This window comes from Enterobacter sp. 4974935 (assembly GCF_058661735.1).
This window is the reverse complement of record NZ_JBZWGT010000003.1, coordinates 4,027,205-4,044,017: the sequence shown is the minus strand read 5'-3', so window position 1 is coordinate 4,044,017 and position 16,813 is coordinate 4,027,205. Positions and strand designations below refer to the sequence as shown.

The 16,813-nt window shown below is 55.9% G+C and carries 17 protein-coding genes; 13 read left to right on the top strand and 4 right to left on the bottom strand.

Annotation, left to right across the window (positions count from 1 at the left end; genetic code table 11):
* Nucleotides 1–57 precede the first annotated feature (57 nt).
* On the top strand, nt 58–1,395 hold the full coding sequence (dinF, locus tag AC4OVS_RS20585; protein ID WP_022646740.1) for an MATE family efflux transporter DinF: 1,338 nt from the start codon (nt 58–60) through the stop codon (nt 1,393–1,395).
* Between the two features lie 119 nt (nt 1,396–1,514).
* Nucleotides 1,515–1,724: a CsbD family protein gene (locus AC4OVS_RS20580; RefSeq protein WP_003860314.1), complete on the top strand. Its 210-nt coding sequence runs from the start codon at nt 1,515–1,517 to the stop codon at nt 1,722–1,724.
* A 47-nt stretch (nt 1,725–1,771) separates the two neighbouring features.
* Here the strand turns inward: AC4OVS_RS20580 and zur are convergent, their stop codons facing one another.
* Nucleotides 1,772–2,284 carry a zinc uptake transcriptional repressor Zur gene (zur, locus tag AC4OVS_RS20575; RefSeq protein ID WP_006810484.1) on the bottom strand — a complete coding sequence of 171 codons (513 nt, stop codon included), beginning with the start codon at nt 2,282–2,284 and terminating at the stop codon, nt 1,772–1,774.
* A gap of 117 nt (nt 2,285–2,401) precedes the next feature.
* Here zur and AC4OVS_RS20570 point away from each other — a divergent pair, with 117 nt between their 5' ends.
* The 4 genes from AC4OVS_RS20570 to pspG all read left to right on the top strand — a co-directional run bounded on the left by AC4OVS_RS20570 (nt 2,402) and on the right by pspG (nt 5,826).
* A complete protein-coding gene (locus AC4OVS_RS20570; RefSeq protein WP_022646741.1) occupies nt 2,402–2,890 on the top strand; it encodes a cupin domain-containing protein in 489 nt (162 codons plus the stop codon).
* A gap of 192 nt (nt 2,891–3,082) precedes the next feature.
* Entirely contained in the window at nt 3,083–4,369 is a 1,287-nt protein-coding gene (locus AC4OVS_RS20565; RefSeq protein WP_491922766.1) for a conjugal transfer protein TraF, read from the top strand.
* A gap of 82 nt (nt 4,370–4,451) precedes the next feature.
* Nucleotides 4,452–5,447 carry a tRNA dihydrouridine(20/20a) synthase DusA gene (gene dusA, locus AC4OVS_RS20560; protein WP_003860304.1) on the top strand — a complete coding sequence of 332 codons (996 nt, stop codon included), beginning with the start codon at nt 4,452–4,454 and terminating at the stop codon, nt 5,445–5,447.
* Between the two features lie 136 nt (nt 5,448–5,583).
* Nucleotides 5,584–5,826 carry an envelope stress response protein PspG gene (gene pspG / locus AC4OVS_RS20555; protein WP_017382623.1) on the top strand — a complete coding sequence of 81 codons (243 nt, stop codon included), beginning with the start codon at nt 5,584–5,586 and terminating at the stop codon, nt 5,824–5,826.
* Between the two features lie 185 nt (nt 5,827–6,011).
* Here pspG and AC4OVS_RS20550 read toward each other — a convergent pair whose 3' ends face one another.
* Nucleotides 6,012–6,995, bottom strand: coding sequence for a quinone oxidoreductase (locus AC4OVS_RS20550; protein WP_022646744.1), 984 nt, complete (start codon nt 6,993–6,995; stop codon nt 6,012–6,014).
* A gap of 66 nt (nt 6,996–7,061) precedes the next feature.
* Here AC4OVS_RS20550 and dnaB point away from each other — a divergent pair, with 66 nt between their 5' ends.
* The 6 genes from dnaB (at nt 7,062) to AC4OVS_RS20520 (ending at nt 12,739) form a co-directional block, all read left to right on the top strand.
* Nucleotides 7,062–8,474 carry a replicative DNA helicase gene (gene dnaB, locus AC4OVS_RS20545; RefSeq protein ID WP_003860298.1) on the top strand — a complete coding sequence of 471 codons (1,413 nt, stop codon included), beginning with the start codon at nt 7,062–7,064 and terminating at the stop codon, nt 8,472–8,474.
* A 16-nt stretch (nt 8,475–8,490) separates the two neighbouring features.
* Nucleotides 8,491–9,570, top strand: coding sequence for an alanine racemase (gene alr, locus AC4OVS_RS20540; protein ID WP_032627027.1), 1,080 nt, complete (start codon nt 8,491–8,493; stop codon nt 9,568–9,570).
* Between the two features lie 109 nt (nt 9,571–9,679).
* Nucleotides 9,680–10,873 carry an aromatic amino acid transaminase gene (gene tyrB / locus AC4OVS_RS20535; RefSeq protein ID WP_023305262.1) on the top strand — a complete coding sequence of 398 codons (1,194 nt, stop codon included), beginning with the start codon at nt 9,680–9,682 and terminating at the stop codon, nt 10,871–10,873.
* 267 nt (nt 10,874–11,140) lie between these two features.
* Nucleotides 11,141–11,854 (top strand): acid phosphatase AphA, encoded by a 714-nt coding sequence (gene aphA / locus AC4OVS_RS20530; RefSeq protein ID WP_048966216.1) that lies wholly within the window; start codon nt 11,141–11,143, stop codon nt 11,852–11,854.
* A 112-nt stretch (nt 11,855–11,966) separates the two neighbouring features.
* Nucleotides 11,967–12,383: a secondary thiamine-phosphate synthase enzyme YjbQ gene (locus tag AC4OVS_RS20525; RefSeq protein WP_023305263.1), complete on the top strand. Its 417-nt coding sequence runs from the start codon at nt 11,967–11,969 to the stop codon at nt 12,381–12,383.
* A gap of 2 nt (nt 12,384–12,385) precedes the next feature.
* A complete protein-coding gene (locus tag AC4OVS_RS20520; protein WP_006810472.1) occupies nt 12,386–12,739 on the top strand; it encodes an MmcQ/YjbR family DNA-binding protein in 354 nt (117 codons plus the stop codon).
* A 3-nt stretch (nt 12,740–12,742) separates the two neighbouring features.
* On the opposite strand, the gene uvrA is transcribed toward AC4OVS_RS20520, so the two are convergent.
* Nucleotides 12,743–15,565, bottom strand: coding sequence for an excinuclease ABC subunit UvrA (gene uvrA / locus AC4OVS_RS20515; protein WP_003860287.1), 2,823 nt, complete (start codon nt 15,563–15,565; stop codon nt 12,743–12,745).
* A 251-nt stretch (nt 15,566–15,816) separates the two neighbouring features.
* Between uvrA and ssb1 the strand changes: the two genes are divergently transcribed.
* Nucleotides 15,817–16,341, top strand: coding sequence for a single-stranded DNA-binding protein SSB1 (gene ssb1 / locus AC4OVS_RS20510; protein WP_003860284.1), 525 nt, complete (start codon nt 15,817–15,819; stop codon nt 16,339–16,341).
* A gap of 60 nt (nt 16,342–16,401) precedes the next feature.
* On the opposite strand, the gene AC4OVS_RS20505 is transcribed toward ssb1, so the two are convergent.
* Complete coding sequence (locus AC4OVS_RS20505) at nt 16,402–16,683, bottom strand: YjcB family protein (protein WP_022646751.1); 282 nt, start codon at nt 16,681–16,683, stop codon at nt 16,402–16,404.
* Nucleotides 16,684–16,813 lie beyond the last annotated feature (130 nt).

Sequence of the window (16,813 nt, the reverse complement as noted above, 5' to 3'; positions counted from 1 at the left end):
CCTGACAGGCTGTAGTTCCTCTACAGCCTGGCCTGTTTTCTGATTCCGGTAATTTCCATGGCATTGCTAACTTCTGCCGATAAGGCGTTGTGGCGTCTTGCGCTACCGATGATTTTTTCCAATATTACCGTTCCTCTGCTGGGGCTGGTGGATACGGCAGTTATCGGGCATCTCGATTCGCCGATTTATCTCGGCGGCGTCGCGATCGGCGCAACGGCGACCAGCTTCCTCTTTATGCTGCTACTTTTTCTGCGCATGAGTACGACAGGCCTGACGGCCCAGGCGTATGGTGCAAAAGATCCCCTGCGTCTGGCGCGTGCGCTGGTTCAGCCGCTCATTCTGGCGTTCGGTGCTGGCGCGTTAATCGTTCTGTTGCGTACGCCACTGATTGATCTTGCGCTCCATATTGTAGGCGGCAGCGATGCCGTACTGGAACAAGCCCGGCGGTTCCTCGAAATTCGCTGGCTCAGCGCGCCCGCTTCACTGGCAAACCTGGTCCTTCTGGGCTGGCTGCTGGGCGTGCAGTACGCCCGCGCGCCAGTGATCCTGCTGGTGGTGGGCAACCTGCTTAACATTGTGCTCGATCTCTGGCTGGTGATGGGACTGCACATGAACGTCCGGGGCGCGGCGCTGGCTACGGCAATTGCCGAGTACGGGACGCTGCTGATCGGTTTGGGGATGGTCTGGCGCGTGCTGGCGATGCGCGGTATCACCCTGGATCTGCTGAAATCGGCCTGGCGCGGCAATATGCGTAAGCTGCTGGCGCTTAATCGCGACATCATGCTCCGTTCGCTCCTGCTGCAACTCTGCTTCGGCGCATTAACCGTTTTTGGTGCCCGTCTTGGGCCTGAGATCGTCGCCGTCAACGCAGTGCTCATGACGTTACTGACCTTTACCGCTTACGCGCTGGATGGTTTTGCTTACGCCGTCGAGGCGCATTCAGGGCAGGCTTATGGCGCGCGTGAAAGCGGCCAGTTACGCGAAGTCTGGCGTGCTGCCTGTCGTCAGGCGGGTCTGGTGGCGCTGGTCTTTGCTCTGGTTTACGCCTGTTTTGGTGGGCATATTGTCGCGCTTCTCACCTCGTTGCCCGCGCTACGTGAGCTGGCCGATCGCTACATCCTCTGGCAGGTAGTATTACCGGTGGTGGGCGTGTGGTGCTATTTGCTGGACGGCATGTTTATTGGTGCGACGCGAGGGGCGGAGATGCGCAACAGCATGGCCGTCGCTGCGGCGGGGTTCGGCCTGACGCTGCTGACCTTGCCGTATCTCGGCAATCATGGTCTGTGGCTCGCGCTGGCGGTGTTTCTCTCACTGCGTGGCCTTTCGCTGGCCGTTATCTGGCGTCGTCACTGGCGAAACAATACCTGGTTTCCAGCCCCGCACGATATATCGTAACGGTTAAAGATTCCGAATATAAAAATAAATGCCGAATCCTTAACTACAATAATAATCACGTCCAGCAGAATAGAACGAAGCGGACGACACTCATAGACGCTTAACACGAGGACACGATTATGAATAAAGACGAAATCGGCGGCAACTGGAAGCAATTCAAAGGTAAAGCGAAAGAACAGTGGGGTAAGCTGACAGATGACGATATGACCGTCATTGAAGGTAAGCGCGATCAGCTGGTAGGTAAAATCCAGGAGCGCTACGGTTATGAAAAAGATCAGGCGGAAAACGAAGTCAAAGACTGGGAAACCCGTAACGACTACCGCTGGTAACCGGCACTATCCCCAAGGGCGGCTCTGAGCCGCCGTTTTCTTTGGCCTTAACGCGGCTTTTTCTTCACCAGGATAGAGTGATCGTGCTGACAGGCATCCTGATGACGGCATGACTCCACCTCCACGCAGGCAGAACATAAGCCGTGGGCTTCGATCACGTTATGGCGCAGCGCAAAGCCCATTCTGGCTGCCAGCGTATGCATAATATCTTCCACACCTTCCGCACACTCTTCCTTCACCACGCCACAGCGATCGCAGATAAACATGGCGGACGTGTGAGTAGGCTGGTCAAAAAGATGGCACAGCACATAGCTGTTTGTTGATTCCACTTTATGCACAAACCCTTGCTCCAGCAGAAAATCCAGCGCCCGATAGACGGTCGGCGGTTTTGCCTGCGGCTCGCTTTCACGCAGCAGGTCGAGCAGATCGTAAGCGCTGATGGCACCCTGTTGCAGGCTCATCAGACGCAGTACCTCAAGGCGCTGCGGGGTCAGGCGCACATTGCGTTGCGCACAGAGCTTTTCAGCTTGCGCTAACAGCTCTTTTGTGGACTTGTCCATCGGGCACCTCGGATGTGGTAAGGGGTGAAAACCCTCACTTTATCATGTTCTGCTAAAAACACCGAGATCCGCCGGGCTGTGCTATACCTGACGCATCGCAAATCGGGAGATCGCATGATGAAAAGACCTGATTGTATTCGGCACTGGCGGGACGTGGAAGGCGCCGATGACGCAACGTATCCGGACAGCAATGAACGGTTTTCTATTGGCGCGCCGCTGGCCCGCAAGCTGGGTCTCGGCCGCATTGGTATTCACCATGAACGGCTGCCGCCCGGACGCCGTACTTCTTATCCGCATGCGGAAAGCGACGAAGAGGAGTTTGTTTACGTTCTGGAGGGTTACCCTGAGGCCTGGATCAATGGTTATCTGTGGAAGCTTGAACCCGGAGACAGCGTGGGATTTCCTGCCGGCACGGGGGTATGCCATACCTTTATCAACAACACCGATGAAGAGGTGCGCTTACTGGTGGTGGGTGAGGCTAATAAAAAACATAACCGCATCTACTATCCCCTCAATCCGGTGTATGCCGTGACGCGCGAAGACCACTGGGTAGACCATCCGCCTCAGTTTTTTGGCCCGCACGATGGAAAACCTGGGCGAAAATAATTTCCTCTTCTATAAATATTGATGGTCGTCACACATTAGAACAGGCCGGGATGGAATTTAACTTAGGGAAATAGCGGGTCTTTTTGTACTTATTCACAGCAATAGTTCGTTCCTGTTTGGGTGATAACAGACAGGGTTAACTAATAACAAACTATTTACGAGCACACTGTGAAAAAACATTTTAAATTTTCGATGGTTAGCATTGCTGTCTCCTTTTTTATGGCAAATCAGGCGGGAGCAGCCATTACCTGGACGGAAGCGCGTAGCGACGCAATGGGCGGAACGGGTGTCGCGGCAGGGAGCTATGGCAGCGGGGCGTTAATCAACCCCGCGTTACTGGCAAAATCTAAGCCCGAGGATGATGTGACGGTCATTTTGCCGTCCGTTGGCGTGCAGGTGACCGATGAAGACAATCTTCAGGACGAGATTGATACCATTAACGATAAAATCAATCATTACAAGGACGTGGTTGATAGTCTGACCCCCATTGATATCATCACGGATCCATTAGGTTCGATCAATCAGTTCCAGGGCGCAGCGAAAGATCTCGCTGATGAGCTGGACTACCTGAAAGGCAAAACCGCACACGCCACCGCAGGGGCGGGGATTGCCGTCAGTATCCCTAACGATGTCCTTTCCGTGGCCTTTATGGCAAAAGGCTATGCACATGGCCGCGTCAGCTCTTCAATCGATCAGCAGGACATTGATTATCTGCGCGGCATACAACGAAGCGATGCGGTGGCTGCCGGTGTGGCGCTGGATGCCGCGCTAAACGGTTCCGATCAGATCACCAAAAACCTTAACTCTACGGCGTCTGGCCGGGCGGCGATTGTGTCCGACTACGGTATTGCGGTAGCCCGTCAGTTCGATCTTGGCGGCGTTCCGGTTTCCGTTGGCGTCACGCCGAAGCTGCAAAAAACCTGGCTCTATAACTACACTACCTCAATCTACGATTACGACAGTAATAAGTGGAACGACAGCCGCTACCGTACCGACGACACTGGCTTCAACGTCGATGCCGGTATTGCTGCTGATTTCGGTGAAAACTGGACGGTCGGCGTGAGCGGGCAAAACCTGATGTCGCGCGATATCGATACCAAAGATATCCGAATTCGCAACGGGCGCACAGGAGAGGTGGTGAGTTATAAAGACACCTATCAGATCCGTCCGCTGGTCACTGCCGGGGCCGCCTGGCACAACGATCTGGTCACGCTGACCGCAGATGGCGATCTGACCGAAACCAAGGGCTTTAAAAGCGAAGACACCTCCCAGTACGTTGGCGTCGGTGCTGAAGTCACGCCACTGAGCTGGCTGGCAGTACGCGCCGGTTATCGTGCGGATATGAAAGGGAACGACAGCAACGTCTTTACCGGCGGTGTCGGTTTCGCGCCGTTCAACTCCGTCCACGTTGACCTGATGGGGCTTTATGGCGAAGACGAGACCTGGGGTGCAGGGGCACAGTTGAGCATGACGTTCTAAAGTGCACCGGAGGCGCTGCGCCTCCGGCTTTTCTTTGTGCTATAGTAGCGCCCCTTTTCCACCAGATGCTTAAAAGTTCGCCATGTCGTCAGAATTTCAGACCGCTTTCCCTGCACATCGTTTCTCCATTGCGCCAATGCTCGACTGGACGGACAGACATTGCCGCTATTTCCTGCGTCAGCTCTCCCGCCATACGCTGCTATACACCGAAATGGTCACTACCGGCGCAATTATTCACGGCAAAGGCGACTATCTGGCGTACAGCGAAGAGGAGCATCCGGTTGCGCTGCAACTCGGTGGCAGCGATCCGGCTGCGCTGGCGCAGTGCGCGAAGCTGGCCGAAGAACGCGGCTATGACGAGATTAACCTCAACGTCGGTTGTCCGTCCGACCGTGTGCAAAACGGCATGTTCGGCGCGTGTCTGATGGGAAATGCGCACCTGGTGGCGGACTGCATCAAAGCGATGCGCGACGTCGTCTCTATCCCGGTCACGGTCAAAACCCGTATCGGCATAGACGACCAGGACAGCTATGAGTTTCTGTGTGATTTCATCAACACGGTATCAGGGAAGGGTGAATGCGAGATGTTTATCATCCACGCCCGTAAAGCCTGGCTCTCAGGCCTCAGCCCGAAAGAAAACCGCGAGATCCCGCCGCTGGACTACCCGCGCGTGTACCAGCTGAAACGCGACTTCCCACACCTGACCATGTCGATCAATGGCGGTATTAAGTCGCTGGACGAGGCCAAAGCGCACCTCGAACATATGGATGGCGTGATGGTCGGACGCGAGGCGTATCAGAATCCGGGCATTCTGGCGACGGTTGACCGGGAAATCTTTGGCGTTGAGGGTGCTGACACCGATCCCGTGGCCGTAGTGCGCGCCATGTATCCGTACATTGAGCGCGAGCTGAGTCATGGTACGTATCTGGGCCACATTACCCGCCATATGCTTGGCCTGTTCCAGGGCATTCCTGGTGCGCGTCAGTGGCGTCGTTATCTCAGCGAGAACGCGCATAAAGCCGGTGCGGATATTGAGGTACTGGAACACGCGCTGCGTCTGGTTGCGGATAAACGTTAAATTTCGCTAAAAGATGGTCAAATACGCCACGCCCTGCAACACATTGCGGGGCGTTTTGCTTTCAGAACAACAACTTATTTTTGGCATGATTCTTGTAATGATCGCAGCATCATTCGGGAACTCGTGGGAGAGCATCATGCTGGAACTACTTTTTGTGATTGGCTTCTTTATCATGCTGATGGTCACGGGCGTATCGCTGCTCGGTATCCTGGCCGCGCTCGTCGTGGCCACGGTGGTGATGTTTGTCGGCGGTTTATTTGCCCTGACGATTAAACTCTTGCCGTGGTTACTTCTGGCGATTGCGGTGGTATGGGCCATACGGGCGATTAAATCACCAAAACTGCCGACTTATCAGCGTAATAACCGCTTCCGTTACTAAGGTATTGAGGGGTACGTCACATACCTGCAACTTTTCCGGCAGCAATCTTTAGAACAGAATAGGATTTACTTATCGAATCTGTCACTATGGCTGCCGCTAAAGAATTCATCGAGCTGTACCCTACATACAGCCGAACTAAAAAAAAGAAAGGGCTTCCCATGGGAAGCCCAATTTCTTTTTATGGCTCAGGGAATTAACAGACTTGAGCCCTGGGTTGCCCGGCTCTCCAGCACCTCATGCGCACGTTGCGCATCGGTCAGCGGATATTTCTGCGCTTCTGCTACATCCACTTTGATCACCCCGCTGGCGATCAGCGAGAACAGCTCGTTGCTGGCTTCCTCAAGTTCTTCCCGATTAGTGATGTAACCTTGCAGGGAAGGGCGGGTGACATACAGCGACCCTTTCTGATTCAGAATGCCCAGGTTCACGCCGGTGACAGCCCCGGAGGCGTTACCGAAGCTCACCATCAGCCCGCGACGTTGCAGGCAGTCCAGCGAAGATTCCCAGGTGTCTTTCCCCACCGAGTCATACACCACGCGTACCTTTTTGCCGCCAGTGATCTCTTTCAGCCGCTCAACGATGCTCTCTTCCCGGTAGTTGATCACCTGCCATGCGCCCGCGTCCAGCGCGCGCTGCGCTTTTTGCGCGCTGCCTGTGGTGCCGATCAGCTTCGCCCCCAGGGCTTTCGCCCACTGGCAGGCAATCAGCCCTACGCCACCTGCGGCTGCGTGAAACAGGAATTGCTCGTCAGGCTTAATTTCGTAGGTTTTGCGCAGCAGATAATAGACCGTCAGCCCTTTCAGGAATGAGGCGGCAGCCTGCTCGAAGCCGATCGCATTTGGCAAAAGCGCCGCTTTCTCGGCCGGAACGTTATGGATGGAGCTGTAAGCGCCCAGCGCCGACTGCGCGTACACCACGCGATCGCCTTCCTTAATGTGCTTAACCGCGCTGCCCACTTTGCTGACGATACCGGCCGCCTCGGTGCCCAGTCCGCTCGGCATCGACGGAGGCGGATAGAGACCGCCGCGAATATAGGTATCGATGTAGTTAATGCCGATCGCTTTGTTTTCAACCTGGATTTCGTTCTCGCCAGGTGCCGTGGGGGTAAACTCCACGGCTTGCAGTACGTCTGGCCCGCCATGTTTCTGGAACTCAATGCGTGTTGCCATGCTCCCTCCGTTAGAAAATTATGGTAATCTTTCGACCCACTCTTTATCTCGGTAACTCCATTCACTATGGCAGGAAACAAACCCTTCAACAAACAGACTGAACCCCGTGAACGTGATTATCAGGTCGCCGGGTTAAAAGTCCCGCCGCACTCGATTGAAGCGGAACAGTCGGTGTTGGGCGGTTTAATGCTGGATAACGAACGCTGGGACGACGTCGCCGAGCGCGTTGTTGCGGAAGACTTCTATACCCGCCCGCACCGCCACATCTTTACTGAAATGGCGCGTTTGCAGGAGTCGGGCAGCCCGATCGACCTGATTACACTCGCAGAATCGCTGGAGCGTCTGGGACAGCTCGACAGTGTCGGCGGGTTTGCCTATCTGGCAGAACTGTCAAAAAACACGCCAAGTGCCGCGAACATCAGCGCTTACGCTGATATCGTCCGTGAACGTGCCGTTGTCCGCGAGATGATCTCGGTGGCGAATGAGATCGCCGAGGCCGGTTTCGATCCCCAGGGGCGCACCAGCGAAGATCTACTTGATCTTGCCGAGTCCCGCGTCTTTAAAATCGCCGAAAGCCGTGCGAACAAAGACGAAGGCCCGAAAAACATCGCCGATGTGCTCGACGCCACCGTTGCGCGTATTGAGCAGCTTTTCCAGCAGCCGCACGATGGCGTGACGGGGGTGAACACCGGTTATGACGATCTCAACAAGAAAACGGCAGGTCTTCAGCCATCGGATTTGATTATCGTCGCGGCGCGTCCGTCGATGGGTAAAACGACATTTGCGATGAACCTCGTCGAAAACGCGGCGATGTTGCAGGATAAACCGGTTCTTATCTTCAGTCTTGAGATGCCCTCAGAACAGATCATGATGCGTTCTCTGGCATCCCTGTCGCGCGTGGATCAGACCCGCATCCGTACCGGTCAGCTCGACGATGAGGACTGGGCGCGGATCTCCGGCACCATGGGGATTTTGCTGGAAAAACGGAACATCTATATTGATGACTCCTCCGGCCTGACGCCGACGGAAGTGCGCTCCCGCGCGCGCCGTATCGCCCGTGAACACGGTGGCATCGGCCTTATCATGATTGACTACCTCCAGCTGATGCGTGTTCCGTCGCTTTCCGACAACCGTACGCTGGAGATTGCCGAAATTTCCCGCTCGCTCAAAGCGTTAGCCAAAGAGCTGCACGTGCCGGTGGTGGCGCTGTCGCAGCTAAACCGTTCTCTGGAACAACGTGCAGACAAGCGCCCGGTCAACTCCGACCTGCGTGAATCCGGCTCCATCGAGCAGGATGCCGACTTAATCATGTTCATCTACCGTGATGAGGTTTATCACGAGAACAGCGATCTGAAAGGGATCGCCGAAATTATTATTGGTAAGCAACGTAACGGCCCCATCGGTACGGTACGTCTGACCTTTAACGGCCAGTGGTCGCGTTTCGACAACTATGCCGGTCCTCAATATGATGATGAGTAATTTCTAAGGAATTCAAATGCAAGCGGCAACTGTTGTGATTAACCGCCGCGCTCTGCGACACAACCTGCAACGTCTGCGAGAACTGGCGCCCGCCAGTAAGCTCGTTGCAGTCGTGAAAGCGAACGCTTACGGACACGGTCTTCTTGAGACCGCGCGAACGCTCCCCGATGCCGACGCTTTTGGCGTCGCCCGTCTCGAAGAAGCTCTCCGCCTGCGCGCAGGTGGAATTACGCAACCGATTCTGCTCCTCGAAGGCTTTTTTGAAGCCTCGGACCTGCCGACCATTGCCGATCAGCACCTGCACACGGCGGTGCATAACGAAGAACAGCTGGCCGCACTGGAAACGGCCGAACTGAGCGAGCCGGTCACCGTGTGGATGAAGCTCGACACGGGCATGCACCGCCTGGGCGTGCGCCCGGAGAATGCCGAAGCGTTTTATCAGCGGCTGTGCCAGTGCAAGAACGTGCGTCAACCGGTGAATATCGTCAGCCACTTTGCCCGCGCCGATGAGCCTGAATGCGGCGCAACGGAACAGCAGCTTGATATCTTCACCACCTTCTGCGAAGGCAAACCGGGGATGCGCTCCATTGCGGCGTCCGGCGGCCTTCTGCTGTGGCCGCAGTCGCACTTCGACTGGGCGCGTCCGGGGATTATACTGTATGGCGTTTCCCCGCTTGAGAACAAACCCTGGGGACCGGACTTCGGCTTTAAGCCGGTGATGTCGCTGGTTTCAAAGCTGATTGCCGTGCGTGAGCACAAAGCAGGGGAGCCGGTAGGTTACGGCGGCACCTGGACGAGTGAGCGCGACACGCGGCTTGGCGTGGTAGCGATGGGCTACGGCGACGGCTATCCGCGCGCCGCGCCAACGGGTACGCCGGTACTGGTCAATGGTCGCGAAGTGAAGATTGTCGGCCGTGTGGCGATGGACATGATTTGTGTCGATCTGGGACCCGACGCGCAGGATAAAGCGGGGGACGATGCGGTGATGTGGGGCGAAGGCCTGCCGGTAGAGCGTATTGCTGAAATAACAAAAGTGAGTGCTTACGAACTTATCACGCGCCTTACTTCAAGGGTCGCAATGAAATACGTCGACTAAGCATGAGCGGGATGCGATGCATCCCGCTTCTGTTAACATCCCCTCGATCTTCTTCCGCTTCCGGTTTATTGTTGAATGCCCTGCCTCATAACAATCCGGAGAACATCGCGTGTTTCAGAAAGTAGACGCCTACGCCGGCGACCCTATCCTCTCCTTGATGGAGCGTTTCAAAGAAGATCCTCGCAGCGACAAAGTGAACCTCAGCATCGGTCTTTATTACAACGAGGACGGCATCATTCCTCAACTGAAAGCCGTTGCCGAAGCCGAAGCGCGTCTTAACGCAACCCCGCACGGGGCTTCGCTTTATCTGCCGATGGAAGGGTTAAATACCTACCGTAATACCATTGCGCCGCTGCTGTTTGGTGCGGATCACGCGGTGCTCGCGCAAAAGCGCGTGGCGACTATCCAGACGCTGGGTGGCTCGGGTGCGCTGAAGGTAGGCGCAGATTTCCTGAAAAAGTACTTCCCGGATTCCGGCGTGTGGGTCAGCGACCCGACGTGGGAAAACCACGTGGCCATCTTTGAAGGCGCGGGCTTTAAGGTTGCGACCTATCCATGGTTCGACAGCGAAACCAACGGCGTACGCGTTGATGCGCTGCTGGAAAAACTGAACACCCTGCCGGAGCGCAGTATCGTATTGCTGCATCCGTGCTGCCATAACCCGACCGGTGCGGACCTCACCAATGCCCAGTGGGATGCGGTGATCGAGGTACTGAAGGCGCGTAACCTGATCCCGTTCCTCGACATCGCCTATCAGGGCTTTGGGGCGGGCATGGAGGAGGACGCCTACGCCATTCGCGCGATTGCCAGCGCGGGTCTGCCTGCGCTGGTCAGCAACTCTTTCTCAAAAATCTTCTCCCTCTACGGCGAGCGCGTCGGCGGTCTGTCCGTGGTGTGTGAAGACGCCGAAGCCGCGGGACGCGTACTCGGTCAGTTGAAAGCGACGGTCCGCCGTATTTACTCCAGCCCGCCGAACTTTGGTGCGCAGGTGGTCGCGACCGTACTGGGCGATGATCAGCTGAAAGCCACCTGGCTTGCGGAAGTGGAAGGCATGCGTAAGCGCATCCTGTCGATGCGTCAGGAGCTGGTTAACGTTCTGAAAGAGGCCGTGCCTGGACATAACTTTGATTATCTTCTCAAGCAGCGCGGGATGTTCAGCTATACCGGACTGAGCGCAGCGCAGGTCGATCGCCTGCGCGAAGAGTTCGGTGTCTACCTGATCGCCAGCGGCCGTATGTGTGTGGCGGGGCTGAATGCTGGCAACGTCCAGCGCGTGGCGCAGGCGTTTGCATCCGTAATGTAAGTATTCACTTACTTGCATGCTATATGTAGGCCGGGTAAGGCGCAGCCGCCACCCGGCTTTTTTGTTCGCGCCGGTGCCAGTCATTGCCCGGCGGTGCTTCGCTTACCGGGTCTACACGTTTCTTCTGCGCTTTGTGATCGTCTTCTTTTTATTCAGCTTCATAAGTAAAAACTCCTTTTCTTCCCCTCCCGCTGGGGTTATGGTCGGATAGTTTTTGACCATCCGCTCAAAATAAAAAGATAACAAACTGAATATTCAGGGGAAAACATGCGCAAGATCACACTGGCGCTCAGCGCCGCCTGCTTATTGTTCTCGCTTAATAGTACCGTTGTTGCGCGGGCTTCTGCACCCACGCCGCTTTATACCGGCACCACCGCCGCCATTCTTGCCGAACAGGCCCCCATTCACTGGGTTTCAGTGGCACAAATCGAAAACAGCCTGACGGGTCGCCCGCCGATGGCCGTGGGCTTCGATATTGACGATACCGTTCTCTTCTCCAGTCCCGGTTTCTGGCGCGGCAAAAAAACGTACTCCCCTGAGAGCGAAGCCTATCTGAAAAACCCGGAATTCTGGGAAAAGATGAACAACGGCTGGGATGAGTTCAGTATCCCGAAAGAGGTTGCCCGCGCGCTGATCGCCATGCACGTAAAGCGCGGCGACAGCATTTACTTCGTGACCGGACGTAGCCAGACCAAAACCGAAACCGTCTCGAAAACGCTACAGGATGATTTTCTGATCCCGGCGGCCAGCATGAATCCGGTCATTTTTGCCGGGGACCAGGAAGGGCAAAACACCAAAACCCAGTGGCTGGAAAAGAAAAATATCAAGGTGTTCTACGGTGATTCAGATAACGACATCACCGCGGCGCACGATGTGGGAGCCAGAGGCATCCGGGTGTTACGCGCCTCGAACTCCACCTACCGGCCGCTGCCAATGGCCGGAAAATTTGGTGAAGAGGTGATCGTTAACTCCGAATACTGATGCATTAACGGCGGGGTGAATGCTTTTTTAAGCAAATCTCGCCGCGCGGGTTTTACCTTTCGCTTTCTTGCTGCACACTTAGAAAGATTCATCTTTCAACACGGAGCAGCACATGTGGTATCAACAGACCCTGACCTTAAGCGCAAAACCACGCGGATTTCACCTGGTGACGGACGAAGTCATCGGGCAAATCCGCGACCTGTCGCGCGTCAAAACGGGTTTGCTGCATCTGCTGCTTCAGCACACGTCTGCTTCTCTCACGCTCAATGAAAATTGCGATCCCACCGTCCGGTCTGACATGGAGCGGCATTTTCTGAAAACCGTCCCGGATAACGCCCCGTATGACCATGATTACGAGGGGGCGGATGATATGCCTTCGCACATCAAATCCTCTTTGCTGGGGGTCTCGTTGATGCTGCCGGTCCACAACGGACGGCTGCTGCTGGGAACGTGGCAGGGGATCTGGCTGGGAGAACATCGCATTCACGGTGGTTCGCGTAAAATTATCGCAACGCTACAAGGGGAATAAAGATGACAATTTCGGAGATACTTCAGTACTGCATGAGCAAGCCGGGCGCAGAACAGAGCGTTCACAGCGACTGGAAAGCCACGCAGATCAAAGTGGGTGATGTGTTGTTCGCGATGGTAAAAGAGGTTGAGGGACGTCCTGCGGCATCGCTGAAAACCAGTCCTGAACTGGCCGACTTACTGCGCCAGCAGCACGATGATGTCAGGCCAAGCAAGCATCTGAATAAAGCACACTGGAGTACGGTGTTTCTCGACGGCTCGCTGCCAGATTCGCAAATTTACTACCTGGTAGATGCGTCGTATCAACAGGCGGTAGAACTGCTGCCGGAAACGATCCGACAGCAGCTCTCCGTGTAACGATTACAGCAACGGTTTAAGGAAGCGCGCGGTGTGCGAGGCTTCGCACTCTGCAACGGTCTCTGGCGTACCGGAGACGAGGATTTCACCGCCGCCGCTGCCGCCTTCCGGGCCGAGATCGACAATCCAGTCCGCGGTTTTAATCACGTCCAGGTTGTGCTCAATCACCACGATGGTGTTGCCCTGATCGCGCAGCTGGTGCAGCACGTCCAGCAGCTGCTGGATATCCGCAAAGTGCAGGCCGGTGGTCGGCTCGTCCAGAATGTACAGCGTCTGACCGGTACCGCGTTTGGACAGCTCACGCGCCAGCTTCACGCGCTGCGCTTCACCGCCGGACAGCGTTGTCGCTGACTGCCCCAGACGAATATAGGTCAGACCCACATCCATCAGGGTTTGCAGCTTACGCGCCAGCGCAGGGACGGCGTCAAAGAACTCGCGCGCCTCTTCGATGGTCATATCCAGCACTTCGTGGATGGTCTTGCCTTTGTACTTAATCTCCAGCGTTTCGCGGTTATAGCGCTTGCCTTTACACTGGTCGCACGGCACGTAGATATCCGGCAGGAAGTGCATCTCAACCTTGATTACGCCGTCGCCCTGGCACGCTTCACAGCGGCCGCCGCGCACGTTAAAGCTGAAACGTCCTGGCGTGTAGCCGCGCGAACGCGCTTCCGGTACACCCGCGAAGAGTTCACGGACGGGCGTAAAGACGCCAGTATAGGTCGCCGGGTTGGAACGTGGGGTGCGGCCAATCGGGCTCTGATCGATATCGATAACCTTGTCGAAATGCTCCAGCCCCTGAATGTCGCGGTACGGTGCAGGCTCGGCCAGCGTCGCGCCGTTCAGCGCCGTCTGCGCAATCGGGAACAGCGTATCGTTGATCAGCGTCGATTTACCGGAACCGGACACGCCGGTGATGCAGGTAAACAGCCCGACAGGCAGCGTCAGGGTCACGTCTTTCAGGTTGTTGCCGCGCGCCCCGGTTAGCTTCAGCACTTTTTCCGGGTTCGCCGCCACGCGCTGTTTTGGCACTTCAATTTTGCGCTTGCCGCTCATGTACTGGCCGGTCAGCGACTCGGGCACCGCCATAATGTCTTTCAGCGTCCCTTCTGCCACCACCTGTCCGCCGTGCACGCCAGCGCCCGGGCCGATGTCGATCACGTGGTCTGCGGCGCGAATGGCGTCTTCGTCGTGCTCAACCACAATCACCGTGTTGCCAAGGTTACGCAGGTGAACCAGCGTGCCGAGCAGGCGTTCGTTGTCGCGCTGGTGCAGGCCGATAGACGGCTCATCCAGCACGTACATCACGCCGACTAAGCCCGCGCCAATCTGGCTCGCCAGGCGGATACGCTGGGCTTCACCGCCGGAGAGCGTTTCAGCCGATCGGGAAAGCGTCAGGTAGTTCAGGCCGACGTTCACGAGGAACTTGAGGCGATCGCCGATCTCTTTCAGCACTTTTTCGGCGATTTTCGCGCGCTGGCCGGAGAGCTTCAGGTTGTTGAAGAAGTCCATCGCGTGGCCGATGCTCATGTCTGAGATGGTCGGCAGCGCCGTGTTTTCGACAAACACGTGACGCGCTTCGCGACGCAGACGTGTACCCTCGCAGGTGGCGCAGGAGCGGTTGCTGATGAACTTCGCCAGCTCCTCGCGCACCGCGCTGGATTCGGTCTCTTTGTAGCGGCGCTCCATGTTGTGCAGCACCCCTTCGAACGGGTGGCGACGCACGGAAGTGTCACCGCGATCGTTCATGTACTTGAACTCGATGTTCTCTTTGCCGGAACCGAACAGGATCACTTTATGTACGTTCGCGCTCAGGCTGGCCCACGGGGCTTCAACGTCGAACTTATAGTGCTCTGCCAGCGATTTCAGCATCTGGAAGTAGTAAAAATTACGCTTATCCCAGCCGCGAATGGCGCCACCCGCCAGCGACAGCTCCGGGTTCTGGATCACGCGGTCCGGGTCGAAATATTGCTGAACGCCGAGGCCGTCACAGGTCGGGCACGCGCCCGCTGGGTTGTTGAACGAGAACAGGCGCGGTTCCAGCTCGCGCATGCTGTAGCCGCAAATCGGGCAGGCGAAGTTGGCGGAGAAGAGCAGCTCTTCCGCTTTCGCATCGTCCATGTCTGACACCACCGCCGTGCCGCCCGACAGTTCCAGCGCCGTTTCAAAGGATTCCGCCAGACGCGTCGCCAGATCTTCACGTACCTTAAAGCGGTCAATCACCACTTCGATGGTGTGTTTCTTTTGCAGCTCCAGCTTTGGCGGATCGGACAGGTCACACACTTCGCCATCGATACGGGCGCGGATATAGCCTTGGCTTGCCAGGTTTTCCAGCGTTTTGGTGTGTTCACCCTTACGCTCTTTAATGATTGGCGCCAGCAGCATCAGGCGTTTGCCTTCCGGCTGAGACAGCACGTTATCCACCATCTGGCTGACGGTCTGGGCCGCCAGCGGAACGTCATGATCCGGACAACGCGGCTCGCCCACGCGCGCATACAGCAGACGCAGGTAGTCATGGATTTCGGTAATGGTACCGACCGTAGAACGCGGGTTATGCGATGTGGATTTCTGCTCAATGGAGATAGCAGGAGACAACCCTTCAATGTGGTCGACATCCGGTTTTTCCATCAGCGACAGGAACTGACGCGCGTACGCCGAGAGCGATTCAACGTAACGACGCTGTCCTTCGGCATACAAAGTGTCGAAAGCCAGTGAGGATTTGCCAGACCCCGAAAGCCCGGTCACGACGATGAGTTTGTCGCGAGGGATTATGAGGTTGATATTCTTGAGATTGTGGGTGCGGGCGCCCCGAACTTCGATCTTATCCATTCACCTTTCCCGGTTGGAACACGGATTGCCTGATTTGTTTGAAGGACAAACGGCTGTCAGAAACGGCTAATTATGACACAAAATGACCTGTTTGAATATACAGTATTGGAATGCATTTTCTGATTCACTGTGTAACAATGTCGAGTCCGCGAGAGAACTCTGGAACATGCTACGCAACTATCAAAGTGTCGCATGGAAATGGTACACTCGCGCGTTTACACTATTAAGAAACGTATTCAGGAGACACGAACATGGCCAGCAGAGGCGTAAACAAGGTGATTCTCGTCGGTAATCTGGGCCAGGACCCGGAAGTACGCTACATGCCGAGTGGTGGCGCAGTTGCCAACATTACGCTGGCTACTTCCGAATCCTGGCGTGATAAAGCGACCGGTGAAATGAAAGAGCAGACCGAATGGCACCGCGTTGTGCTGTTTGGCAAACTGGCTGAAGTGGCCGGTGAGTATCTGCGTAAGGGTTCTCAGGTCTATATCGAAGGCCAGCTGCGTACCCGCAAATGGACCGATCAATCCGGTCAGGAAAAATACACCACGGAAGTGGTGGTCAACGTAGGCGGCACCATGCAGATGCTGGGTGGTCGTCAGGGCGGTGGCGCACCGGCAGGTGGCGGCCAGCAGCAGGGCGGTTGGGGTCAGCCTCAACAGCCTCAGGGCGGCAATCAGTTCAGCGGCGGCGCGCAGTCTCGTCCTCAGCAGCAGTCTGCTCCGGCACCGTCTAACGAACCGCCAATGGACTTCGACGACGATATCCCGTTCTGATATCCAGACGCGTGAAACACAAAAAACCCAGACAATGTCTGGGTTTTTTATAACAGGCTATCAGGTAATCACCATCGGCCAGTCTGGCGGAGTGTGGCTCATGGCTTCAACCATCACCACTTTAATGTTTTCCCAGACGGCGGCCATATCCACCAGCGTAATGCCGAGCAAACCTGTCGCGAACCAGCATGCGGCACCCAACCCTAACAGGGTGCTAATCACAGCAAGACCTGCGTAGTCGGACTTTCGGAACTGAATGTTTAACGTGCTGGCCAGGAACATCAAAACCGCGCTCAACAACGGCCAGCGCAGGAGCACCATACTGGTGGTAATGGTTGCCATAAAACCCATCCTCGACAAAACAGACGAACTGGAATGAAACAATGTTTCTCGTTACATAAGATGTGTGAACTATATCACATTTGCTGTTTTATTCGCCAGTATCGTATGAGGTAAAAGTGGGTTTATAACC

Excerpts from the sequence above, each read along its gene's own strand:
- AC4OVS_RS20520 (WP_006810472.1), top strand. The coding sequence starts at position 12,386 with ATGACAATTTCGGAGATACTTCAGTACTGCATGAGCAAGCCGGGCGCA.
- dinF (WP_022646740.1), top strand. The coding sequence starts at position 58 with ATGGCATTGCTAACTTCTGCCGATAAGGCGTTGTGGCGTCTTGCGCTA.
- aphA (WP_048966216.1), top strand. The coding sequence starts at position 11,141 with ATGCGCAAGATCACACTGGCGCTCAGCGCCGCCTGCTTATTGTTCTCG.
- dusA (WP_003860304.1), top strand. The coding sequence starts at position 4,452 with ATGTCGTCAGAATTTCAGACCGCTTTCCCTGCACATCGTTTCTCCATT.
- AC4OVS_RS20565 (WP_491922766.1), top strand. The coding sequence starts at position 3,083 with ATGGTTAGCATTGCTGTCTCCTTTTTTATGGCAAATCAGGCGGGAGCA.
- ssb1 (WP_003860284.1), top strand. The coding sequence starts at position 15,817 with ATGGCCAGCAGAGGCGTAAACAAGGTGATTCTCGTCGGTAATCTGGGC.
- AC4OVS_RS20525 (WP_023305263.1), top strand. The coding sequence starts at position 11,967 with ATGTGGTATCAACAGACCCTGACCTTAAGCGCAAAACCACGCGGATTT.
- AC4OVS_RS20580 (WP_003860314.1), top strand. The coding sequence starts at position 1,515 with ATGAATAAAGACGAAATCGGCGGCAACTGGAAGCAATTCAAAGGTAAA.
- AC4OVS_RS20505 (WP_022646751.1), bottom strand. The coding sequence starts at position 16,683 with ATGGCAACCATTACCACCAGTATGGTGCTCCTGCGCTGGCCGTTGTTG.
- zur (WP_006810484.1), bottom strand. The coding sequence starts at position 2,284 with ATGGACAAGTCCACAAAAGAGCTGTTAGCGCAAGCTGAAAAGCTCTGT.
- AC4OVS_RS20550 (WP_022646744.1), bottom strand. The coding sequence starts at position 6,995 with ATGGCAACACGCATTGAGTTCCAGAAACATGGCGGGCCAGACGTACTG.
- dnaB (WP_003860298.1), top strand. The coding sequence starts at position 7,062 with ATGGCAGGAAACAAACCCTTCAACAAACAGACTGAACCCCGTGAACGT.
- pspG (WP_017382623.1), top strand. The coding sequence starts at position 5,584 with ATGCTGGAACTACTTTTTGTGATTGGCTTCTTTATCATGCTGATGGTC.
- alr (WP_032627027.1), top strand. The coding sequence starts at position 8,491 with ATGCAAGCGGCAACTGTTGTGATTAACCGCCGCGCTCTGCGACACAAC.
- AC4OVS_RS20570 (WP_022646741.1), top strand. The coding sequence starts at position 2,402 with ATGAAAAGACCTGATTGTATTCGGCACTGGCGGGACGTGGAAGGCGCC.
- uvrA (WP_003860287.1), bottom strand. The coding sequence starts at position 15,565 with ATGGATAAGATCGAAGTTCGGGGCGCCCGCACCCACAATCTCAAGAAT.